The organism is Micromonospora sp. SL4-19 (assembly GCF_047921475.1).
GTDB lineage: Bacteria > Actinomycetota > Actinomycetes > Mycobacteriales > Micromonosporaceae > Micromonospora.
Map to the genome: position 1 here is coordinate 66629 of NZ_JBLROB010000001.1, position 21354 is coordinate 87982.

The 21354-nt window shown below is 71.9% G+C and carries 19 protein-coding genes and 1 pseudogene; 11 read left to right on the forward strand and 9 right to left on the reverse strand.

Going from position 1 to position 21354, the window contains the following annotated elements; genetic code table 11:
* Positions 1-118: 118 nt before the first annotated feature.
* Positions 119-1336 (reverse strand): HupE/UreJ family protein, encoded by a 1218-nt coding sequence (locus ACNAVT_RS00320; protein ID WP_416291648.1) that lies wholly within the window; start codon positions 1334-1336, stop codon positions 119-121.
* A gap of 175 nt (positions 1337-1511) precedes the next feature.
* Between ACNAVT_RS00320 and ACNAVT_RS00325 the strand changes: the two genes are divergently transcribed.
* Both ACNAVT_RS00325 and ACNAVT_RS00330 read left to right on the forward strand, forming a co-directional pair.
* Positions 1512-2183, forward strand: coding sequence for a hypothetical protein (locus ACNAVT_RS00325; RefSeq protein WP_416291649.1), 672 nt, complete (start codon positions 1512-1514; stop codon positions 2181-2183).
* Positions 2184-2298: 115 nt separating this feature from the next.
* The gene (locus ACNAVT_RS00330; RefSeq protein ID WP_416291650.1) at positions 2299-2838 is read left to right on the forward strand and encodes a DUF1697 domain-containing protein; all 540 of its coding nucleotides are present in this window, start codon (positions 2299-2301) and stop codon (positions 2836-2838) included.
* 52 nt (positions 2839-2890) lie between these two features.
* On the opposite strand, the gene ACNAVT_RS00335 is transcribed toward ACNAVT_RS00330, so the two are convergent.
* The 4 genes from ACNAVT_RS00335 to ACNAVT_RS00350 are packed head-to-tail and all read right to left on the reverse strand — an operon-like array spanning position 2891 to position 7589.
* Positions 2891-4198 (reverse strand): toxic anion resistance protein, encoded by a 1308-nt coding sequence (locus tag ACNAVT_RS00335; protein WP_416291651.1) that lies wholly within the window; start codon positions 4196-4198, stop codon positions 2891-2893.
* Between the two features lie 13 nt (positions 4199-4211).
* Positions 4212-5348, reverse strand: coding sequence for a hypothetical protein (locus tag ACNAVT_RS00340; protein WP_416291652.1), 1137 nt, complete (start codon positions 5346-5348; stop codon positions 4212-4214).
* Positions 5349-5364: 16 nt separating this feature from the next.
* Positions 5365-5964, reverse strand: coding sequence for a hypothetical protein (locus ACNAVT_RS00345; RefSeq protein ID WP_416291653.1), 600 nt, complete (start codon positions 5962-5964; stop codon positions 5365-5367).
* A complete protein-coding gene (locus ACNAVT_RS00350; RefSeq protein WP_416291654.1) occupies positions 5961-7589 on the reverse strand; it encodes a vWA domain-containing protein in 1629 nt (542 codons plus the stop codon). The genes ACNAVT_RS00345 and ACNAVT_RS00350 overlap by 4 nt, the downstream gene beginning before the upstream one ends.
* Positions 7590-7834: 245 nt before the next feature.
* Here ACNAVT_RS00350 and ACNAVT_RS00355 point away from each other — a divergent pair, with 245 nt between their 5' ends.
* The 4 genes and pseudogenes from ACNAVT_RS00355 to ACNAVT_RS00370 all read left to right on the forward strand — a co-directional run bounded on the left by ACNAVT_RS00355 (position 7835) and on the right by ACNAVT_RS00370 (position 10976).
* Positions 7835-8689, forward strand: a complete 855-nt coding sequence (locus ACNAVT_RS00355; protein WP_416291655.1) for an aldo/keto reductase — start codon at positions 7835-7837, stop codon at positions 8687-8689.
* 152 nt (positions 8690-8841) lie between these two features.
* Positions 8842-9876, forward strand: a complete 1035-nt coding sequence (locus ACNAVT_RS00360; RefSeq protein ID WP_416291657.1) for a hypothetical protein — start codon at positions 8842-8844, stop codon at positions 9874-9876.
* A gap of 186 nt (positions 9877-10062) precedes the next feature.
* A pseudogene (locus ACNAVT_RS00365) lies at positions 10063-10380 on the forward strand (aldo/keto reductase); the annotation flags it as partial.
* A 98-nt stretch (positions 10381-10478) separates the two neighbouring features.
* Positions 10479-10976 (forward strand): aldo/keto reductase, encoded by a 498-nt coding sequence (locus ACNAVT_RS00370; RefSeq protein ID WP_416292798.1) that lies wholly within the window; start codon positions 10479-10481, stop codon positions 10974-10976.
* A gap of 365 nt (positions 10977-11341) precedes the next feature.
* Here ACNAVT_RS00370 and ACNAVT_RS00375 read toward each other — a convergent pair whose 3' ends face one another.
* Complete coding sequence (locus ACNAVT_RS00375) at positions 11342-11842, reverse strand: GNAT family N-acetyltransferase (RefSeq protein WP_416292800.1); 501 nt, start codon at positions 11840-11842, stop codon at positions 11342-11344.
* A 158-nt stretch (positions 11843-12000) separates the two neighbouring features.
* Between ACNAVT_RS00375 and ACNAVT_RS00380 the strand changes: the two genes are divergently transcribed.
* The 3 genes from ACNAVT_RS00380 to ACNAVT_RS00390 are packed head-to-tail and all read left to right on the forward strand — an operon-like array spanning position 12001 to position 14442.
* Complete coding sequence (locus ACNAVT_RS00380; protein ID WP_416291659.1) at positions 12001-12555, forward strand: NADPH-dependent FMN reductase; 555 nt, start codon at positions 12001-12003, stop codon at positions 12553-12555.
* Positions 12556-12577: 22 nt separating this feature from the next.
* Complete coding sequence (locus tag ACNAVT_RS00385) at positions 12578-13591, forward strand: ATP-binding cassette domain-containing protein (RefSeq protein WP_416291661.1); 1014 nt, start codon at positions 12578-12580, stop codon at positions 13589-13591.
* Positions 13588-14442, forward strand: a complete 855-nt coding sequence (locus ACNAVT_RS00390; protein ID WP_416291663.1) for an ABC transporter permease — start codon at positions 13588-13590, stop codon at positions 14440-14442. Before ACNAVT_RS00385 ends, ACNAVT_RS00390 begins: the two co-directional genes overlap by 4 nt.
* Positions 14443-14606: 164 nt before the next feature.
* Here the strand turns inward: ACNAVT_RS00390 and ACNAVT_RS00395 are convergent, their stop codons facing one another.
* The gene (locus ACNAVT_RS00395) at positions 14607-17858 is read right to left on the reverse strand and encodes an ATP-binding protein (protein WP_416291665.1); all 3252 of its coding nucleotides are present in this window, start codon (positions 17856-17858) and stop codon (positions 14607-14609) included.
* A 482-nt stretch (positions 17859-18340) separates the two neighbouring features.
* Between ACNAVT_RS00395 and ACNAVT_RS00400 the strand changes: the two genes are divergently transcribed.
* Positions 18341-18661 carry a GYD domain-containing protein gene (locus tag ACNAVT_RS00400; protein WP_416291667.1) on the forward strand — a complete coding sequence of 107 codons (321 nt, stop codon included), beginning with the start codon at positions 18341-18343 and terminating at the stop codon, positions 18659-18661.
* Positions 18662-18711: 50 nt separating this feature from the next.
* Here the strand turns inward: ACNAVT_RS00400 and ACNAVT_RS00405 are convergent, their stop codons facing one another.
* Together ACNAVT_RS00405 and ACNAVT_RS00410 are read right to left on the reverse strand one after the other, a co-directional pair.
* Positions 18712-19962 (reverse strand): sensor histidine kinase, encoded by a 1251-nt coding sequence (locus ACNAVT_RS00405; protein ID WP_416291669.1) that lies wholly within the window; start codon positions 19960-19962, stop codon positions 18712-18714.
* On the reverse strand, positions 19959-20615 hold the full coding sequence (locus ACNAVT_RS00410; RefSeq protein ID WP_416291671.1) for a response regulator transcription factor: 657 nt from the start codon (positions 20613-20615) through the stop codon (positions 19959-19961). Before ACNAVT_RS00410 ends, ACNAVT_RS00405 begins: the two co-directional genes overlap by 4 nt.
* Before the next feature lie 133 nt (positions 20616-20748).
* Here ACNAVT_RS00410 and ACNAVT_RS00415 point away from each other — a divergent pair, with 133 nt between their 5' ends.
* Positions 20749-21303, forward strand: a complete 555-nt coding sequence (locus tag ACNAVT_RS00415; protein WP_416291673.1) for a hypothetical protein — start codon at positions 20749-20751, stop codon at positions 21301-21303.
* Positions 21304-21354: the final 51 nt, after the last annotated feature.

The window sequence follows — 21354 nt, forward strand, 5'->3', positions numbered from 1 at the left end:
GTCCCTTTTCTGGAGAGGAGAGGTGCGGAGAAGCGGACTCAAGGTTTCGTCGTTCGGTGAATCGACCATGAATCCGATCCGGCGGATCAGTTGAAGTTCCCGGAACCCTGTGCCGGTTTCAGAAGCCGAGGATCCTTTGGACGAACCAGACCAGTCCCATAACGGATACGCCCGCTGAAATCGCGCCCGTCGCCCAGAGGCCGGCCCTCGGCGCCCGGCGACGCAGCACGATCAGCAGTGGGAAGACGACCGCGATGATCACCAGCTGCACGGCCTCGATGCCGACGTTGAACACCAGCAGGGACCACAGCAGGGTCCACGACCACGCCTCGTCGATCCCCAACGCGCCCGCGAAGCCCAGGCCGTGCACGAGGCCGAAGCAGAACACCACCCCGAGACGGGTCCAGCCCGAACGGTCCAGACTGAAGTGACCGTCTCCCGCCGTCTCCAGGTCGGTGGCGTGGTCGCCGCGCCGCCGGATCCGCCACAGGTACCAGCCGGCGACCACGGCGATCGACAGCGCGATGACGGGCTCCACGACCCGCGCCGGCACGTCGACCAGGCCGAGGGCGGCGAGCATGAACGTCACCGAGTGCGCGAGGGTGAAGCTGGTGGCCGCGAGCACGATCTCCCGCAGCCGCCGTGACCCGGCGATGAGCGCCAGCAGGAACAGGATGTGGTCGATCCCGGTCAGCAGGTGCTCGGCGCCGAGGCGGAAGAACTCCCAGAACCGCTCGTACCACGACTGGCCGGTCGAGAAGGATGGACGACCGGCGTCGAGCGCGGCGCTGCCCGAGCGACCGTCGATCTCGTAGGTGACGATCGTCTTGGTGCCCTTCACGTACTTCTCCGCGTCGGGGAACAGCACGCTGCGCACCTCGTGCTCGTCGCCCCGCTCAGGGCAGGCCCAGTCGAGTAGCAGATCGGCGTACGGCACCCCTTCCCGTGCGCCGATCGTGAAGTCGCCGACCTGTGCCGGCGTGCAGGTTTTGCCGCCCGCGGTGACCGAGAGGCGCTCGGTGACGTACCTGACGGCCGACTCCACATGGGCGTTGAGCGCCGCGGCCTGCCCGGCGGTGTCACCGGCCTCGAATGCCGGGATTCCGGCTCTGAAGAGGGGGTCGTCGTGCTGGGAGTCGGCGACGGAGACGACGAAGAGGTCGTACTCGAGTTCCAGCTTCGTCCGTACATGGCCCTCGTCACCGTCGGTGACATGGAGGTACACGGTCGACGTGAACCCGTGGGCGAGCGCCGGCCCGGCGCTCAGGACAGCGCACACCGCCGCGATGACCCCGACGACGGCGGCGACGGCGGTCCGGCGGACATGTGTTGACATGCGGCTCCTTCGCTTGGCGAGTGCACGGTGCACGTCACGGCTGAACACCGACCGGACCGCTGGCGAACCGCTGAAGAACAATCCGCCGGAGCGGCCGTCAGCGGATTGACCTCGGCCGGAACTGGGATAGGAAGGAGCACGCGTATTCCCGCGAGCCCTCGAAAGGACGGTCGCCTTGCGCCCCCCGCTTCGGACCGTTGCCCTGCTGGCCGCGGCCGTCACGCTGGTCACCGGATGCAGCTCCGGCGACGACTGGTCACGACCGCGCCCCAGGCCCACGGCCATCGGCACGCTCGGCCCGGGGTTCATCGACCCGGCCGCCCCGCCCGCCCCGGAGGAGACCGTCACCCCACGGCCCGGCTCCTGGAGCGGGGTACGCCCGTCGAAGGGCTACCGGGTGGTGCTGCTGACCATGGGTGACGACCGCCCGACCCGGGCCCTCGTGACGGCGGTCAAGGACTGGGCCGAGGATGAGCACGTCGACCTCAGGACGGTGGTCGCAGACGACGGCCACGACCTCGTTCCCAGCATCACCCGGGCCCTCGAGATGGGCCCGGACCTCATCGTCAGCGCGGGCAACGACCTCGTCGACCCACTCGCGTTGGTCACCCCGAGCCACCTGTCCCAGCAGTTCCTCGTGGTGGGTGCGGAGCTGGCCGAGCCCACCCACAACGTCACGGCGGTCGACTGGTCCGGCGCGTCGTTCCGCGGCGAAGGGCTGGGCATGTCCTCGACGTACGACCCCGACTCGTTCACGGGCGAGCGCTGCGCGGCCGCCATCAGGGCGGGCGTCGCGGCCGTGCTCAACGACCTGACCGGGATCGTGATCTGGCTCGACCGGCACTGACCGGGCGCACGGCGACGGTTCGGCGCCGCCGGCGGCATGCACCTCAGTCGTGAGGCGATGCGGTTGCCGCGGCACTAGGCTGCTGTCGAGTGACGCCGACGCGAGGAGGCCCGGGATGACCCGCTACGCCGCGTTGCTGCGGGGTGTCAACGTCGGCGCCACCCGAATCGCGATGGCCGACCTGCGTCGTCTGGTCGCCGACCTCGGGCACGAGGACGTCAAGACGTACCTGCAGAGCGGCAACGTGGTCTTCACCAGCCCGACGAACGACGCCGGGAAGCTGGCGCGGGGAATTGAGCGGGCGATCGCCGACGAGCTGGGGCTGACCGTGCCGGTGCTGGTCCGCAGCGACGCCGAGCTGGCGGCGGTCGCCGAGGCCAGCCCGTACGCCGGCCGGCAGGACGATCCGACCCGGCTGCTGGTGGCGTTCCTGGCTGCCGCGCCGACGAAGGCGAAGGTGGCGGCGCTGACCGTCCCCGGCGGGGAGAACCTGGAGTACGCGGTGACCGGCCGGGAGGTCTTCCTGCACTACCCCGACGGTGGGTACGGGCGGACGAAGTTCACCAACGCGTACCTGGAGAAGACGTTGGGCGTGGTGGCGACCACGCGGAACTGGAAGTCGGTGCTGGCCCTGCGGGACCTGACCGGCGGCTGAGCGCAGGGGCCGGACCCCGGCCGGGTGACCGGCCGGGGCGTGTGGCGATCCGTCAGCGAGGGGAGGGGACGACGGCCGGGGCCTGTTCCAGCACTGCCGCCGGGAGTTGCGGTCCGGCGGGCAGCGCGACCGGCTCCTTGGCTCGGGTGACCAGCTCGACGACGGTACGGCTGAGTCGCTGCGAGGACTCCGACATGGACTGGTTGGCGGTGACGATCGCGGTGACCACCTCGGCCCGCTTCTGCTGGCCGTAGCGGACCGCCTCCTCGATGCCCCGTGCCTGCGCGTCGATCGACTCGGCGACCTCGAGGATGGTCTCCGGGCGGACGGTGGGGGTCTGGATCACCTTGGCGATCTGCGGCACCGCCGTCTTCGACGCCGCCGCGTACGCCGACAGCACGTCGTTGGCGCCGTCCGCGACCGCCTGCTGCATGTCGGCGGCCTGGTTGGCCTGCAACAGCAGCGCCCACTGGGCGATGGTGAGCTTCATCGTCGGGATGGTGAGGTTCATCAACAAGGCGAGGCGCTGGCCGAGGCCGTAGTTGAGGGTGCGGATGTTGCGTACCTGCGGCGAGGTGGACCAGGCGACGAAGAGGCGCTGCTGGAACTCGTTGATCCGCACCTCCAGTGCCTGCGCGAACTCGGTGACCAGGGAGAGCCGTTCCTGCTGGTCCCGTTCGTCGGGCGCGCCGGGGGTGACGGTGATGGACCGGGCATCGTCCAGTGCCACGTCGCGGATCAGCTCCATCACCGCGATGGCGCCGACGAGTTGCCCGATGGCGGCCTCGTTGGCCTTGTAGAGCTCGTCGCAGAGCACCACGTTGCGGCGCAGCTGCATCTGCTTGTCGCTGAGCTGCCCGGCGACCCGGTCGAGCTGCTGCTCGACGGTCCGGGCCTCCTCGAAGAGCATTTCCAGCAGGTCACGTCCCTTGCGGAACAGGCCCCGGATGGCGTCGGAGAACTTGGTGAAGGTCTCCCGCACCTTGGGGTCGCTCGGGTCGTACTTGCGGCGGAAGCTGCGCATCCGGTCGTTGATCTCGTGCATGATGCCGGTCAGTTCCGGGATGTCGACCCGGCCGACCTCCCGGAAGATCCGGCTGACCTGCGCGTTGACCTGGTCCAGCGCCTGGGTGCCGAAGTTCGCCAGGGCGTCGGTGTTGGCCAGCATGGTCGGGTAGAGCTGGCGGGCGGCCTGCTCGGCCTGGGCCCGCTGCGCCCCCGTCAGCAGCGCGGTGCAGGAGAACGTCTTCGGCTCGGCGGTGGCCAGCGCGGTGGTGATGGCGGCGTCGGCGGCACCGGCGGGCGGATCGGCCGGGCCGCCGACGATGCTGCCGAAGTCGATCTGGAGTCCCTCGGTCATGACGTGGGTCCCTTCACTTGCAGGTGGTGGCGTCCTTCATGCAGCTGAGCAGCGCGAGCGTCACGTCGGCGGCGGGCGCGGGTGCGGCCCGGACCTGGTCGGCGAGCCCGATGCCGGGGAACTCGGCGACGTCGTTCGCGCCGACCCGCACGGCTGAGCGGAAGCCGTACCGCTGCCAGGCGATGGTCTGGATCTTCGGGTCCTTGAGCGCGTCGATGAGCCGGCCGGCGGCCGGGTCGAGGGCGAGTACCGGGTGATCGCTGTGGATGGTCGGGTCGGGGTAGAGCACCCGAACGTTGCGCAGCAGGCTGGTGCTGTTGTCGCCGCTCTGCACCACCTGCTGGATGATCTGGTTCTCGTAGCCGGCGTACAGCGGGGCCTTGAACTCGCCGCCCTGGGTGAGCCATTCCCGGAACCCGGAGTCGGAGCTGCGCGACTGGAGGCCCTGCGCGTCGTGCAGCGCGCGCATCGTGGGCAGGGCCTGGCGTGCCTGGGCGAGGCTCGGCGCGGAGAACCCGTCGGCAGTGGCGATGATGTTGAGCTGGAGCTGGGCCAGGGTGAATCCGCTGTTGGACTTGGCGGGGTCGGTGCTGGCCACGGTGATCGGCCCGCGCAGGTCCGTCGCGCCGATCGCCTCCCAGGTGCGGCGCTTGACCACGTGGTCCAGCAGCAGGCCCTTCATGTCGACGACGAAGTACCGGTCGCCGCGGCGCTGCACGATGCCCTTGCGTACCAGCGCGTCGGTGCCGCGCGGGCCGGCGTAGATGACCTCCGGCGACTGGAGCAGGTTCTCCGCCCGGTAGTCCGGGAAGGCGCCGGCGTGCTGGGCCTCGAAGACGCCCTGGGCGCTGGCACTGGACGGCCAGAGGCAGTCCAGCTTGCGGGCCTTGATCTCGTCGGTGCTCAGCTGCACCTGGTCGTACGAGCCCAGGGGTTGGAAGGCGACCTCCAGCCGGTAGTCCTCGCGCAGGATCCGCTTGACCTCGTCGTCGGCCATCAGCTCGGACTTCTCCGAGCCGCCCACGCAGGTGACGGTGGTGGGTGGGGCGGCGGTGGCCGGGCTGTCCGAGGAGCGGCGCCACAGCACCGCCGCGACGACGCAGACCACGATCACCATGACCAGCCCGATCAGGAACCGGGTGCTGGGCATTCTCAACGTGACTCCTTCATCGGCCCAGGTCGGGCAGGATCGGTGGGGCGACGGTGTCCAGGTTCGCGGCGTACTGCGCGATGTCGCCCTGGTTGACCAGCCGGACGCTGTCCAGGGCGAAGTCGGCGAAGCGCCGGAACGCCTCCTCGCCGTTGCGGCGCAGGGTGTCCGGGTCGTGGTAGAGCACCGGCTGGCGCTGGATGTCCAGGTACTGCCGTACCGCGCCGTCGAGGCTGCGCAGGTGACCGCCCATCCGGGACGCCGTGGAGTAGAGGCTGTCCGGCGAGTGGTCCCGGACCCGGTCGAACAGTTCCGGGACGTACCGGCAGGCGTCCTCCAGGGCGCGGCGGGCCTCCGGCGGGCGGACGTCGCGGCTGAGCCGCTCGATGCCGCGGAGCACCCGCAGCGCCTCGTCGACCCGGTCCCGGGCCTCGTCGGCGTACGTGTCGTGCTCGGCTCGGGCGGCGGACCGATCGTCGAGCATCAGATAGAGCCCGAGCGCGGTGGCGGCGGCGAGCAGCGGTGACCAGAGCAGGCTGCCGGTGACGGCGAAGGCCAGTGCGAAGGCCCCGACGGCGGCGGCCAGGGCGACCGGTGCGGCCAGGCGATGCCTCACTTGTACCCCGCTGCCTGCCGCAGGGCCGCCACCAGGTCGTCCTGCCGCACGAAGGTGCCGTTGGTGGCCTCGGCCACCTCCTTGAGCTGGGTCGGGTCGGCGTCCCGGCCGAAGGCGATCGCGACCACCGGCACGCCGGCCGACCGCAGCGCGGTGACCGCCTGTTCGCGCCGTTCGCTGTTGGACTGCCCGTCGGTCATCAGCACGACCAGCCGCTTGCGGCCGTCGGGCTGGGGTCGGGCGAGTTCGTCGGCCGCGCGGAGCAGGCAGGCATACATGTCGGTGCCGCCGTCGGGGTCGTACGCGGTGACCTTGCCGGTCAGGTCGCGCAGCGCGTCCGGGTCGTTGCCCTGGACCGTCCACGGGCTGCCGCCGGTGATGCCGCCGTTGAAGATGCTGACCGTGGTGCTGTCCTGGGGGTGGGTCTGCAGGAAGTTCAGGGCCGCCTGGTCGGGGTCGAAGATCTGCCCGGCCGCGGCCTGGACACCCGTCCAGCCGTCGTTACCGCCCATCGAGCCGCTGCCGTCAAGGCAGTAGTAGACGGCGACCGGCCGGCGATAGCGGGTCTGGTAGCGGTCCAGCGCCGCCTGGATGACCGACGCGGCCGGGAACTGGATGGCCTGCTCGTTGATGGTGGCCTGGATGCCCCAGGCAGGGTTGAAGACGCCCGGGTCGGGGTTGTCGAGGGTGAGTCCCACCCCGGCGGCCGGCCGGCGGCCCAGCTTGAGCAGCGCGGCCTGCGCCCCGGCGTCCTTGAGCAGGTGGTTCTGGAGTTCGGTGAAGATCCGGTGGGCGTCGTCGTTGCCGGCCTGCGGCAGGAAGCCCAGCGGGGCGTCGCTGACCGCCAGGGAGCCCTGCGGGTACGCCACCAGCAGCGGTTCCTTGCCGGCCTTGACCAGCTCGGCGTTCTTCTCGATGACCAGGTCCTCGTAGGTGAACAGGGACCGGCACTGGTCCGGGTGGGCCAGGCACTCCGTCATCAGGGTGCCGGTGGACGGCGGGGTCTGGTCCATCGCCTTGACGAACCGGCTGACCCCCTGCTCGACGGCGGGCGAGTCGAGCTGGCTCTGGGTCAGCGGGGTGCCGGGACCGTTGCCGGCGAAGTAGTTGAGGAAGCCGAACAGCACGGTGGCACCGGAGTTGGACTGGGTGGGATTGGTGATCCACACCTTGGTCCGGCCGGACTCGACCGCGCGCAGGATGTCGGCGATCGGGACGTTGGAGCGGCCGGCGAAGCCCAGCTTGTCCATCTCGGACCGCCAGGCGGCGAAGACCACCGGAGTGAGGAACATGGGCTGGACGTCGCGCAACGCATTGGCCCGGTCACCCAACTGCAGGAAGACGCTGGAGGCGAACCAGTACGCGTCGTAATCGGTGCTGCTGGCGCCGAGCAGCCGGGCCTGGTCCACCGAGCCCTTGAAGGTGACCTCGCACCGGTAATGCCGGCTGGCGCACCAGGGCTTGACGATCGTGTCGACGACGCTCTGCTGCTCGCTGCCGGCGACCATCCGCAGCATGCCGGTGGTCGGCCCGCCGGTCCGCTCGGTCGTCGGCCCGCTCGTCGTACAGCCGGTGAGCAGCACCAGCACCGCCATGACCAGCGCCGGGAATCTTCTGGCCCGCACCTGCACCTCGTTCCTGTCCGGGTGGAGGACCCGCGCCCTGCGCGGATCGAGGTCTTGGTAGCAGGGGTAAACCAACGCGGCGGCCAACGTTCGGTGAACTTCAGGCGTCATGATCGAGTTGGCGCGGATCACCCCATCGGTGCCGTGAGGAACCGGCCGCAGCGGGTAGGACGACGGTGGTACGAGTCCGGACGAAACACGTGGAAGCGCTTCCGGGTACCCCCGACGATGGGAGATGAGGCTGCATGGCCGCGAACACCGTTCCCAACATCTCGTTCAATGACGGCAACCGGATCCCGCTGCTCGGCTTCGGGGTCTTCCAGATCGAGCCGAAGGACACCGCCGGGGCCGTCGGCAAGGCCCTCGAGGTCGGCTACCGGCACATCGACACGGCCGAGATGTACGGCAACGAGGCCGAGGTGGGCCAGGCGGTGCGCGCCGCCGGGCTGGACCGCGGGGACGTCTTCGTCACCAGCAAGCTGAGCAACGCCTCCCACCGCCCGGACGACGCCCGCGCCGCGTTCGAGTCGACGTTGCAGGCGCTGAAGTTCGACTACATCGACCTGTTCCTGATCCACTGGCCGCTGCCGACGCTCTACGACGGAGACTTCGTCTCCACCTGGAAGGTGCTGGAGGAGTTCCAGCGGGACGGCCGGGCGAAGTCGATCGGCGTGTCGAACTTCCAGGTGCCGCACCTCGAGCGGCTGGCCGCCGAGGCGGAGGTGATGCCGGCGGTGAACCAGGTGGAGGCGCACCCGTACTTCGGCAACGAGGAGGTGCGCGAGTGCGGCAGGACGCACAACATCCTCACCCAGGCGTGGTCGCCGATCGCCCAGGGCAAGGTGCTCGGCGACCCGACGATCATTGACGTGGCCGAGCTGGTCGGCCGCACCCCGGCCCAGGTCGTGCTGCGCTGGCACATACAGCGCGGCGACATCGTCTTCCCGAAGTCGACCACGCCGCAGCGGATCGAGGAGAACTTCCAGATCTTCGACTTCGAGCTGGATGACGCCTCGATGGACCGGATCAGCAGCCTGGACCAGGGTGAGGCCGGCCGGCAGGGCCCGAACCCGGACACCTTCGACTACATGCCGAGCTGAGCGAACGGTGCGGGGCCCCGGTAACGGGGCGCCGCCCGCGTGCCCGGGCCACTTCTTACGAGACTGCTACGGACCGCCCGTCGGGCTGGTTCCCGGCCGGTGATGCGGGGTTTGGTCAAGGGACCTCTTGCCTTCACGAACGGGGTCCTCAGATGCGACTGTCCTCTCTGCTCCGACCAGTCGGCGCCGCCGCGGTGGCGGTGGCGCTGCTCACCGTCGCCCCCATCGCCGCCGGCGCCGCCCCCGGCGGCCGCCCCGGCAAGCCAGGCCCGCGCCCCACCCCCACGCCGACCAGCACCATCGCACCTCTGGTGTCGGGTGGCACGGTGAGCCCGCCGACCATCAGTGCCGGACAGCTGGCCACCCAGACCATCACGCTGTCCGGCCCGGCTCCGGTGGGCGGGATCTGGGTCTCGCTCTACGTCGACGTGGTCTACGCGACGTTCGTGGGCAGCCAGGTCTACGTGCCGCAGGGACGCAACAGCGTGAGCTTCCCGATCCGGCTCTCCGCGTACGTGGAACAGACGCAGGTCAGGACCCTCTACGCCCAGGCGCCCGGGCAGGGCCTCGTCGCGGCGGGGACGGTCACCGTCGTACCGGCCGATCCGTCGGTGCAGGGGGTCAAGGACCTGCGGTTCGACCGCCGGGTCGTGGTCGAAGGACAGACCGTGACCGGGACGGTGGAGCTGACCGCCCCGGCGATGGCCGGTGGCCTCAACGTCAACCTCTCGCCCAACAGCGCCTACGGCGGAGTGCGGGTGTCGGTGCCGCAGCTGGTCGTGGTGCCCGAGGGCGCCACCAAGGTCAGCTTCACCGCGCCCGTCTACGGCGACGGCGAACCGAACGAGGGGAACCCCAGCGCGTCCCTGGGCGCCACCCGGGACAGCGCGCCGGTGGCCGCCGTGCCGTCGGCCTTCGCCGTCGGGCCGGGGTTCGTCCGGGTCGGCAGCACGGTCACCGGTGTGGTGGGCATCGGCACCGCTCCCAACCCGGACGGCGCGCGGGTGGCGCTCTCGGTCGGCCTGGCCGGCGTGAACGTGCCCGCCACCGTCGACATCCCAGCGGGTAGCCCGGGGGCGGTCTTCCCGATCATCGGGGCGGCCGACCTGTCCCCGGCCGCGATCGGCACCCTCACCGCGACCTGGAACGGACAGACCACCACCCGCTCCTTCGTCACCGGCTACTGACCGGCACGCGTGTGCTCGCGGGTGGCTACGGCGAGCTGCCCTGACAGGGCCTTGACTTCGCGTGCGCTCGAAGGTCGAGGGTGGTCGGTGTCGGCGCTCATCCCAAGGGGAGGACCCATGAGATACCGCACCATCGGCACCGACCCGGCCACCCGCCGGGAGGTCAGCGTGCTCAGCCTCGGGGCGATGCTGTTCGGCACCGCCACCGACGAGGCCACCTCGTACGCCATCCTCGACCGCTACGTCGAGGCCGGCGGCACCTTCATCGACACCTCCGACAACTACGCGTTCTGGCAGAACGGGGGCCAGGGCGGGGAGAGCGAGGAGCTGCTCGGCCGCTGGCGGCGCAGCCGCGGCGTCGGCGCCGAGGTGGTCATCGCCACCAAGCTCGGCGCGCGGCCCCTCGCCCCGGGTACCAGCTACGTGGACAATCCGGAGGGCCTGTCGACGAAGGTGATCCGCGAGGCGGCCGACCGCAGCCGGGAACGGCTCGGCGTGGAGCGGCTGGACCTGCTCTACGCGCACATCGAGGACCGGAGCGTGCCGCTGCGGGAGACCGTGGAGGTTTCGCGGAGCTGGTCGGCGAGGGCACCGTCGGGCTGCTGGGCGCGAGCAACCACCGCACGTGGCGGATCGAGCGGGCCCGGAGCATCGCCGCCGCGGCCGGGCTGCCCGGGTACGAGGTGCTGCAGTACCACCGCAGCTATCTGCCCAGCCGGGTCGACCTGCCGGTCGAGCTGGACCCGGACGGTGACGTCGGCTGGGTCGGCCCGGACCTGGCCAGCTATCTGCGCGCCGAGCCGCAGCTCACCCTGGTCGCCTACTCGCCGCTACTCAAGGGCGCGTATGCCCGGCCGGAACGGCTGGGCGCCGAGTACGACCTGCCGAGCACCCCGGCCCGGCTGGCCGCGCTGCATGCGGTGGCGGCGGAGACGGGCGCGACGGTCAACCAGGTGGTCCTGGCGTGGCTGATGGGCGGGGACGTTCCGGCGATCCCGCTGGTCGGCTTCTCCTCGGTGGCGCAGCTCGAGGAGAGCCTCGCCGCGGTGGACCTGGAGCTGACCCCGGAGCAGCGGGCCAGTCTGGACACCGCCCGGTGATCCGGCAGCACGCGGAGGCTCCGCGGCTTCCGCACGAGGTCGCCTGACGGCCGCCCGCCGAGCCGCAGCGCAAGATCCACCGTTCGGCGGGGCCGGCCCGGCCGTCCGCGCGGCCCGGCCGCCCCTCACCGGTACGCCAGGTCCCGCCATCCGCGTAGGTCGGTGGCCGTCCCGCCAGGGCGCACGCATCGTCACGACGTACCAGAACCGGCACAGAAAAGCGGGCGCGCTGAACCAGGTACTCGCTCAACTACTGCCGCGTTTGGCGAACGACGACTTCTACCGCAGCACTGACTCGACCGGTCTGACCCCGGCGGTGCAAGGAGGCACCGCCGGGGTCGGTCGTCTCTCAGCCGCCGGCACGGTCACTCCTCGGTCTTGCCGGTCAGGTCGAGCCGCCAGTCGTTGGAGCGCATCATCCGCCCCGGCGGGTACTCGAACTCGGTCTCGCCGAGCAACGTGAAGCCGGCCTTGCGGCAGACCGCGTTCGACGCCGGGTTGTCGACCGACGGGTAGGCGTGCGCCCACTGGCGGGTCCGCTCGGCGCGGGCCGCGTCCAGCGCCGCGAGCACCGCCGCGGTGGCCAGCCCCCTGCCCTGGTGAGCGGGCAGCACCGCCCAGCCCAGCTCCCAGACCTGCTCGCCGCGCCAGGTGCGTGCCCAGTAGCCGACGCTGCCCACCTTCGACCCACCTGGCAGGGCGATGGTGAACATTCCCCCGGGACCGGCGCTCATCCGCGCATAACGCGCGTTGCGGCCCACGACCTGCTCGTCCGTCTCCGGGCCGCCCGTGTGCCGCCGGACCTCCGGCGAGTTGAGCCGCCGCAGCAGGTCGAGGTCCTCCTCCGTCCACGGCTGGATACGCACGTCGGTCAAGGTTGTCCCTCCTCTTCTCCGGCGCCATTGAAGCAGCCGCCGCCGACACCTCGGGCCGCGTTCGCCGGTCCCGCCAGATCAGATCTGGCGGGCTGCCGGCTGCCGTCTGGCGCCTGAGGGGTGAGATCCGACGGAGCCGGGGAGGGAGCATGGTGCCGCTGCAGCTCGCTGTGATCATCGGCAGCACGCGCGAGGGGCGGGCGGGCGACCGGGTCGGTCGCTGGTTCGTCGAGCAGGCGCGGCAGCGCGACGGGATGACGGTGACCGTCGTCGACCTCGCCGGGTACGACTTCCCCGCCAGCTACCCGGCCGAGCCGACGGCGAGCATGCGGTCGTTCGTCGCGCAGGTCAGCCGGGCGGACGCCTTCGTCGTGGTCACCCCCGAGTACAACCACAGCTTCCCGGCCTCGTTGAAACAGGCGATCGACTACGCGTACGACGAGTGGCAGGCCAAGCCGGTCGGCTTCGTGTCGTACGGCTGCCGTTCGGTCGGCCTGCACGCGGTCGACCAGCTCCGGACGGTCTTCACCGCCCTGCACGCGGTGACGGTGCGCGACATCGTCGGCGTCGACCTGCTCGGCGGTGAACCGACGCCGCAGGTCGAGGACCAGCTGCGCCAGGACGCCCGCGTCCTCCTGGACGAGCTCTGCTGGTGGGGTCTGGCGCTGCGCGAGGGCCGGGCGGCGCGCCCGTACGTCTCCTGAATGTCGAAGGAAGGTAGTGATCATGAGTAAACGGAACACCGGTCTGGCCGTCGAGGCCGACGGGCTGGTCCGGTCGTTCGGCTCGACCCGCGCGCTCGACGGCCTGGACCTCCAGGTCCCGGCCGGCACCGTCTACGGGCTGCTCGGCCCGAACGGCGCCGGCAAGACCACCGCGGTGCGGGTGCTGGCGACGCTGCTGCGCCCCGACGGCGGCCGGGCGCGGATCTTCGGCCACGACGTGGTGGCCGAGGCCGACGCGGTGCGCGCCCGGGTGAGCCTGACCGGCCAGTACGCCTCGCTCGACGAGGACCTCACCGGGATGGAGAACCTCGTCCTGCTGGGTCGCCTGCTCGGGCTGGGCAAGACGGACGCCCGGGCTCGGGCGGAGAGCCTGCTGGCCGCGTTCGGCCTGACCGATGCGGCCGGCCGCCAGGTGAAGAAGTACTCGGGCGGGATGCGGCGGCGGATCGACATCGCGGCGAGCATCCTCAACACCCCGGACCTGCTCTTCCTCGACGAGCCGACGACGGGGCTGGATCCGCGCAGCCGCAACCAGGTGTGGGAGATCGTCCGGGCGGTGGTGGCGCACGGCACGACGGTGCTGCTGACCACGCAGTACCTGGACGAGGCGGACCAGCTCGCCGGCCGCATCGCGGTGGTCGACCACGGCAAGGTGATCGCGGAGGGCACCCCGGGCGAGCTGAAGTCGTCGGTCGGGTCCGGCACCATCCATGTGCGGCTGCGCGACCCGGGCCAGCGGTCGGAGGCGGAGAAGGTGCTCCGGGTGGCACTGGGCGTGCCGGTGCAGCTCGAACCGGATCCGGTGGCGTTGACGGCGCGGGTCGGCGAGGAGGGCAGCGACCTGGAGGCCGGCGAGCAGGCGGCTCGGGCGCTCGGGGAGCTGGCCCGTGCGGGCATCGTCGTCGACGACTTCTCCCTGGGCCAGCCGAGCCTCGACGAGGTGTTCCTGGCCCTGACCGACCACCCCGCCGTCGCGGCCGACGAGCGGGACGACGAGCTGGAGGCAGCCCGATGAGCGAGACCGCGACCACGACCGGGCGGGCGCCGTCCGTCTACGTACCGTCGGCCGAGGCGCTGGCGACGGTCCTCGCGCCCGGTGCCCGGCCGCCGCGGCCGGGTGCGCTGTCGGCGTCGTTCATCTTCGGCTGGCGGGCGCTGTTGAAGATCAAGCACGTGCCGGAGCAGCTGTTCGACGTGACGGCGTTTCCGATCATCATGGTGCTGATGTTCACGTACCTGTTCGGCGGTGCCCTCGCCGGCAGTCCGCGGGACTACCTGCAGTTCTTCCTGCCCGGCATCATGGTGACGAGCGTCGTGATGATCACCATGTACACGGGGGTCGGTCTCAACAACGACATCGAGAAGGGCGTCTTCGACCGCATCCGGACCCTGCCCGTCTGGCGACCGGCCGCGCTGGTCGGCATGATCTTCGGTGACGTGCTGCGCTACATCCTCGCCGCGCTGGTCATCCTCGGCGTCGGGCTGGCGCTCGGGTTCCGGCCCGGCGGTGGGTTGCTCGGCGTGCTGGCCGGGATCGGCCTGCTGGTGGTCTTCTCGTTCGCGTTCTCCTGGGTCTGGACGTTCTTCGGCCTGGTCCTGCGCAGCGAGAAGTCGGTGATGGGGGTCAGCATGATGGTGCTGTTCCCGCTGACCTTCCTGAGCAACGTCTTCGTCAACCCGAGCACCATGCCGGGCTGGCTCCAGGCGTTCGTCAAGGTCAACCCGATCACCCACCTGGTGGCGTCGGTGCGGGCGGCGATGGCTGGGTCGCCCGACGCGACGAACACGATGTGGCTGCTGCTGTGGAGCGCCGGGTTCGTGGTGGTCTTCGGCACGCTGACGATGTACCGCTACAACCGCCGCTGATTGCCGGATCGGATCGGGGGTACCGCCGCGACGTGGCGGTACCCCCGCCGTCGTACGGGCTCGCGTGCGTCGCTACCGGACGCCGTTCGTCCACCGCCAGTTGTGCCGGAAGCCGTTCTCGATGCTGCCCAAGGCGAGGCCGCGGAGTCGGGCGGGGACGCGTGCTAGAGGTGCCAGGGCACGGGCTCGGGTGGGAGGTAGCGGCAGGAGCTGCCGGTGGAGACGCTGTCGCGCAGGTGGGCGGCGAGCGCCGGATGGCGGTCGTCGAGCCGGCGCAGCGTGTCCCGGATCCGGGCGGTCACCGCCTTGCGGGCCCGCTCGGCCTCGTCACCGAGCCGGCGGCTGCGGCCGGCCAGCCCGGCCGCGGCGCGCAGCTCGTCCAGCAGCGCGGCCCGTTCGGCGTCGAGGGCGGCCGCCTTCGGGTCGTCGCCACGGGCGGCGGCCCGGTCGATCTCCTCATCGAGCCGCTGCAGGTGGCGCCGGTAGCGAACCTTGGCCTCGTCGTCGAGGACCGGGTCGCCGCCGAGGCGCCGGGCAGCGACCAGCTCCGGCCCGGCAGCGGGGTCGAGCAGCTCGACCGCGGGGATGTCGACGCCCGGGCGGCTCAGCAGCAGGCGCAGATCGTGCAGCCCCTTGGCATCGGGCAGGTGCACCACCGTGCCGGCGTACGCGAGGCGCCACACGGCGCCGTCGCGGCGGAACTCGTGGTCGACGACCGCGGCAACGCCGGGTGGCGCCGGTGCGGCAGCAACAGAGCGGCCCCCGCCCTCGGCGGCGAAGGCGTGCCCCGGCCCGCGCGCTGCGGGGGCCGGGCTGCCGGCAACGGCGGGCTCCGCAGCGGCGACGCCCAGCCGGTGCAGCACCTGCGCCATGCCGAGGGCACGCGCCTCGGCCGCGGTGGCGGCACGCAGCTCGGTCGCGGCGGCCACGTCGCCCGCGCGACCGCGACCGGTCAGGGCGTCCACCAGCGCGGCGCGGATGATCAGTGACCAGGGTCGGGCACCCATCCGGTCCGCGGCGGCGCGCGCCGCCTCGAACCCGGCGATCGCGTCGTCCCAGCGCTCCTGCGCGGCGTCGACGGCGGCCAGCCAGTGGTCGACCGGGCCACAGATGTCGCAGCCGAACAGCGCGGCCATCCACCGGCCGCGGTGCGGCGCCAGCGCCTGACGCGCCTCCGTGCAGCGCCGCGGGTCGCGGGTGGCGGCGGCGGTCTGCGCGCGCACCCGCAGCCACAGCGGCGACACGGCCCCGGCGTACGTCGTGCCGGCGGTTTCGATGCCGGCGGTCAGCCGAGCGGCGGTCTCGGCGTCGCCCCGCTCGGCGGCGGTGATCGCCTGGAGCAGGGCCAGGTGGGGGTGCCGGGCCGTGTCCGGCCCGGCGAGCAGCGTGTCGATCTCGTCGTACCGGCCCTGCAGCAGCAGCCGCGCCCAGCGCAGGTGGGGGGCCATGAACGCGTGGTCGGATTGCTCCCACCCGCCGAAGCCGGCCAGCTCGGCGAGGAGCTCGTCCGCCTCGGCGAAGTCGCCCCGGAATCCGGCGATGATGCCGCCGTCGACGGCCGCGCCCATCCGGTGGCTCGCGATGTCGCCCTCCCGCCCGGCCGTGACGAAGGCGACGAGTTCCTGGTGGTAGCGCGGGTCGCCGAGTTCGAGCAGCGCGACCCAGCGCAGCGAGGTCGCCCACAGCTCGGTTTCCCGGTCGCCGGTCCGGCGGGCCACGTCGCGGATCTCGGCGGTCAGTGTGGCCCGGTCGGCGGCGGTGCCGAGGCCCCAGGTGGTGTCGTGGCGGGCCCACAGGCTGAAGGTGAGCGCCTCGTCGTCGTGGCCGCGGCGGGCGAGGGTCTCGGTGGCGGTGATGAGGTCGGCGGCCAGGGTGCTCAGCGGCAGGCTGCCGTCGGGTTCGCCGATGAGCCGCCGGTACGCCTCGCGCAGCAGCTCCTCCCGATCGGCGCGGCCGGTGGTGGCGTAGTGACGGTGCGCGGTGATGGCGACGCGGGCCAGCACCCCCGGCTCGTCGAGGGTGAGCGCGAGCGCCGCGGCGTCGGCGAGGAGCCGCTCGGCCTCGTGACGGTCACCGGCGTGCCGCAGCGACTGGACGAGCTCAGCCATGATCTTGACCCGGTGGGCCGGATCTTCCACGACCTCCAGGGCGCGCCGGAAGTGCAACGCCGACTCCTCCACGGCCAGCCGGCGGCCCGCGTCCCGGGCGGCCTCGACCAGCAGGTCGGCGGCCCGGGACGGGTCGAGGTCGGCGCCGGCGAGCCAGGCGTGGCGGGCCAGGTCGGCCGGGATCAGCCGGTCGGCGAGCGCCGCCGCACGGTCGACGGCCCGGACGACGGCGCCGTGCCGGGAGCGGCGGGCCTCGTCGGGCAACCCGTCGTAGAGGGTTTCCCGGACCAGGTCGTGGGCGAAGGCGAACCGGCCGCCGCCGCGGGAGACCACGAGCCGGGCGGTCACCGCGCGGTCCAGGAGCCGGTCGACCTGCGCCGCCGGTGCGGGTACGCAGGCGGCGAGGACCTGACGGTGGAAGTCGCGGCCGAGCACGGCGGCGACGGTCAGCGCCTCGACCACGGCGGCGGGCAGTTGGGCGAGGCGTCGCCGCACGGCTTCCCGGACGCCGGGAGCGATCGTGGTGACCAGACCGTCGGCCCGCCACAGCCGGGCGGTCTGCTCGACGAAGAACGGGTTGCCGCCGGTGCGCCGGTGCACCTCGTCGGTGAGCGCGGCGTCGGGCTCGCGGCCGGCCGTACGGGTGATCAGCGCGGCCACGTCGTCGCGGGACAGGCCGGTGAGGGTGATGGTGGTGGCCTTCGCGGTGAGTGGCATCAGCAACGGGCGCAGCGGGTGGTCGCCGGACTCGACCTCCGCGTCACGGTAGGTGCCGATCAGCAGCAGCCGTTCGAACCAGGTGTGCTGGACGGCGAACCGCAACAGCCGCATCGAGGCCGGGTCGGCCCAGTGCAGGTCGTCGAGGACGACCACGACCGGCCGGCGTTGGGCGGCCGCCACCAGTGCGGTGGTCACCGCGTCGTGGAGCGCGAACTCCTCCTGCTCGCCGTCGTCCTCGTCGGTCGTGCCGCCGGTCGCCTCGCCGAGCAGGACTGTGAGACCGGACTCGGCGGCCTCCCGGGCCAGCGCCCAGTCGTCCGGGGAGCGGCGCAGGCCGCGCAGCACCTGCACCCAGGGCCAGTAGCCGGGTGCGCTGTCGGAATCCCAGCAGGCGGCGCCGAGCACCAGCGCGCCACGTCCCCGGGCCTCCTCGGCCGCGGCCGTGACGAGCGTCGTCTTGCCGATGCCGGGTTCGCCGGCGACGAGCACGAAGCCGCCGTGACTCGCGGTCACCCGGTCCACTTCGGCGCGTAGCAGGCCCGCGGGGTGCTCCCGCCCGATGATGGTCTCGCGGAACCGCGGCTCCATAACTCCGCGACGGTAGCGGACCGGTCTGACATCGGGCGGAACTCCACACATGCCAGGGCGACCTGTAATGGATTCCTCCCGCCTCGGTCATGCGGCTGCCGCTCAACCTGGCGAGGAGTCGGCTACTTGGCGAGATCGCCTCCGATGACTACCGCCTGCTGGGTCGGGTACGCACTGCGCATGGGTAGTCACAAGCCGAACAAGCACGACCCTGGTGGCGAATCGGCGCGTGCCGGACGGAATCCGGGCAGCGGCGCCCGGGGCCGGCAGGGCTCGGAGGTCGAGCGCTCGCCAGAGCGCCGGCACTTGCGGGCCGCGACCGGGACGTCGGGGACGGAACGCGACCACGGCCGGGCCAAGGTCGAACGCGGCGAACGGATCCAACGCCAGGGGACGCGCTGAGCGCATCCCGGAACTGACCAATCCAGGAGCAGGGGCACCGGCGGTCGCGCGGTGCCGGAAACGTGTGAGGTGATGTCGAGATGCCGAAATTCCTGTTGGAATCCTCCTACACCACCGACGGGGTCAAAGGCCTGGTCTCGGACGGTGGTAGCAAGCGCGCCGAGATAGCCCGGCACGCGATCGAGGCCAGCGGCGGGCGAATCGAGTCCCTGCACTTCTCGTTCGGCAAGTACGACACCTATGTGGTGTGTGAACTGCCGGACCACAAGGCCGCAGCCGCGCTGGCCATCGCCATCCGGGCGGCGGGCGGCGTGGACACGCGGATCACCCCGGTGCTGACACCCGAGGAGGTCGACGAGGCGGTCCGGATGAAGGTGGCCTACCAGGCCCCGGGCAAGTGACCCGCCAGCTCGGTCACGACTGTTGACCGCTGTCCCTGACGGTTCGCCGATCAGCGGTGCGTGACGGCGGGCAGGGCCCGCGCCGGTTGCGCGGGTACTGCCGCGCCCAGGGGTGGCAGGGCCACCGTCACGACGAGGCCGCCGCCGTTCCGCGGGTAGGCGTGCACGGTGCCGCCGTGCGCCTGGGCCACCGCCCGCACGATCGACAGGCCGAGCCCGAAGCCGCGCCCGGCACCGCCGCGCTCGGGGTTCGACCGGGGGGCGGCCACGCGGTCCTGGCGGAGTCGCCGGAACGGTTGGAAGATCGTCTCGATGTCGTAGCTGGGCACCACGGGGCCGGTGTTGGCGACCAGGAGGACGGCGCGGCCGTCGGCGGTGCTGGTGCTGACGTCGATCTCGCCGCCGGTCGGCAGGTTGTGCCGGATCGCGTTCTCCACCAGGTTCTGCGTCAGCCGCTCCAGCAGCACCGGGTCACCGGCGGTGCGGGCGGGCGCGAGCTGCCGGCGTACGGTGAGCTCCGGCGTGCTCGCGGCCTGGTCGAGGACGTGGCCGGCGATCTCGGCGAGGTCCACGGGGACGCGGTCGACCACCTGCTGCTCCGAGTCGGCGAGGGTGAGCAGCCCGTCGATGAGGCGTTCGTGGCGTTCGTTGACCGCCAGCAGGGTCTCGCCGAGCTGCCGCAGCTCGGCGGAAGCGCCCGGCCGGGACATCGCCACCTCCAGCAGCGACCGGTTGAGCGCCAGCGGAGTGCGCAGCTCGTGCGATGCGTTCGCCACGAACCGCCGCTGGCCGTCGAAGGAGCGGTCGAGCCGCTCCAGCATCAGGTCGAAGGTGTCGGCCAGCTCCTTCACCTCGTCCCGGGGGCCCTGCAGCGCGATCCGCTCGTGCAGCCCACGCCCGGCCGCGTCGGCGGCCGCGATCCGGCGGGCGGTGCCGGTGATCTGGTGCAGCGGCTGCAGCGCCCGCCCGGCGATCAGCCAGCCGAAGCCGAGGGCGACCGCCGAGATCAGCAGCAACGCGAGCCCGCCCTGGGTGAGCAGCGACTCCAACGCGGTGCGCTTCGCCTCGTCCTGGGCCGCCTGGATCAGAATCCGCACCTGCTCGGCCGCGCCGCCCGGGGTGGGCACCTTGCCGAAGGGGGCCGCCTGAACGACCTGGGCCCTGGTGAACACACCGTTCAACGGCTCCCGCAGCCGCTGGTCGACCAGCACGTAGGTGACGCCGAGCAGGATCACGCCGGCGAGCAGCAGGAGGCCGCCGTGGATCAGGGTCAGGCGGGCGCGGATGGTCAGTCTCTTCACGGGATCTGGTACCCCACTCCGGGCACCGTCTCGACCACCTGCGGGTCGCCGAGCTTGCGGCGCAGCTTCATCACGGTCACCCGTACGACGTTGGTGAACGGGTCGATGTGCTCGTCCCAGGCCCGCTCCAGCAGTTCCTCGGCGGAGACCACCGCCCCGCCGGCCCGCACCAGCTCCGCCAGCACGGCGAACTCCTTGCGGGACAGCGCGACGAACCGGCCGTCGCGGTAGACCTCCCGCCGGGCCGGGTCGACCACGATGCCGGCCCGGCTCAGCTTCGGCGGAACCGCCGGTCGGGCCCGCCGGGCCAGTGCGTGCACCCGGGCGGACAGTTCGACCAGCGCGAACGGTTTGATCAGGTAGTCGTCGGCGCCCAGGGCCAGGCCGGCCACCCGGTCGCGCACCGCGGCGGCGGCGGTCAGCATCAGCACCCGCGTCTCGCTTCCGCTGTCCACCACCGCCCGGCAGACGTCGTCGCCGTGCACCACCGGCAGGTCCCGGTCGAGCACCACGACGTCGTAGTCGGTGATGCCGAGCCGTTCCAGCGCCGCGTCCCCGTCATAGGCGACGTCCACCGCGAACGACTCCCGGCGCAGCCACTCGGCGATGGAGTCGGCCAGCAGCGTCTCGTCCTCGACCACAAGCACTCGCACCGTCCCATGGTGACGCGGTCGCGGATAACGAGGGCGTTAACGCTGGCGGTTACGCCCCGGATACCGCCGCTGCGGTCGACTCGTCCGTATCGGCCGGCGATCCGCGCCGGCCCGTACGGGAAGGAGTCGTGCGATGCGCCTACGGGCGGCAAAGACACTGCTCGTCCTGCCCCTGCTGCTCGGGCCGGCGCTCGCTGGCTGCGCCGGTGCCGACAGCGACGGGGAGCAGGTGGCCACGGCCGGCGGCAATGCGGCCGCTGCCTCGCCCAGCGCCAGCGTCGTCGCAGTCAGCGACGAGGACCGGCAGCGCGAGTTCGCCAAGTGCATGCGGGAGAACGGGATGCCGGACTTCCCGGACCCGGAGCCCGGCGAGGGCGGCGGGTTCCGGGTCCGTATCCCGGCCGGCCAGGACCGGGCGAAGGCGCAGGCGGCCATGGAGAAGTGCCGCAGCCTGATGCCCAACGGCGGCAAGCCGATCAAGCTCGACGCGGAGCAGGTGGAGAAGGTGCGGCAGCTCGCCAAGTGCATGCGGGAGAACGGGGTGCCGGACTTCCCGGACCCAGGACCGGACGGCAGCTTCGAGATCAAGGGCAACGCCGGCTTCGACCCACAGAGCCCGACGGTGCGGGCCGCGATCGAGAAGTGCCGGCAGGGTGACACGCCGCTGATGATGAAGAGGACCCAGTGAGCGCGAGGATTGAGCCGGGTTTGCGAGCCCCGCAGTCGCGAACAGAGGTGG

Bases quoted from the DNA above. Each gene is read 5' to 3' on its own strand.
- ACNAVT_RS00340 (WP_416291652.1), bottom strand. From the start codon at position 5,348: ATGCCCAGCACCCGGTTCCTGATCGGGCTGGTCATGGTGATCGTGGTC.
- ACNAVT_RS00360 (WP_416291657.1), top strand. From the start codon at position 8,842: ATGCGACTGTCCTCTCTGCTCCGACCAGTCGGCGCCGCCGCGGTGGCG.
- ACNAVT_RS00390 (WP_416291663.1), top strand. From the start codon at position 13,588: ATGAGCGAGACCGCGACCACGACCGGGCGGGCGCCGTCCGTCTACGTA.
- ACNAVT_RS00380 (WP_416291659.1), top strand. From the start codon at position 12,001: ATGGTGCCGCTGCAGCTCGCTGTGATCATCGGCAGCACGCGCGAGGGG.
- ACNAVT_RS00385 (WP_416291661.1), top strand. From the start codon at position 12,578: ATGAGTAAACGGAACACCGGTCTGGCCGTCGAGGCCGACGGGCTGGTC.
- ACNAVT_RS00400 (WP_416291667.1), top strand. From the start codon at position 18,341: ATGCCGAAATTCCTGTTGGAATCCTCCTACACCACCGACGGGGTCAAA.
- ACNAVT_RS00335 (WP_416291651.1), bottom strand. From the start codon at position 4,198: ATGACCGAGGGACTCCAGATCGACTTCGGCAGCATCGTCGGCGGCCCG.
- ACNAVT_RS00355 (WP_416291655.1), top strand. From the start codon at position 7,835: ATGGCCGCGAACACCGTTCCCAACATCTCGTTCAATGACGGCAACCGG.
- ACNAVT_RS00320 (WP_416291648.1), bottom strand. From the start codon at position 1,336: ATGTCAACACATGTCCGCCGGACCGCCGTCGCCGCCGTCGTCGGGGTC.
- ACNAVT_RS00415 (WP_416291673.1), top strand. From the start codon at position 20,749: ATGCGCCTACGGGCGGCAAAGACACTGCTCGTCCTGCCCCTGCTGCTC.
- ACNAVT_RS00330 (WP_416291650.1), top strand. From the start codon at position 2,299: ATGACCCGCTACGCCGCGTTGCTGCGGGGTGTCAACGTCGGCGCCACC.
- ACNAVT_RS00395 (WP_416291665.1), bottom strand. From the start codon at position 17,858: ATGGAGCCGCGGTTCCGCGAGACCATCATCGGGCGGGAGCACCCCGCG.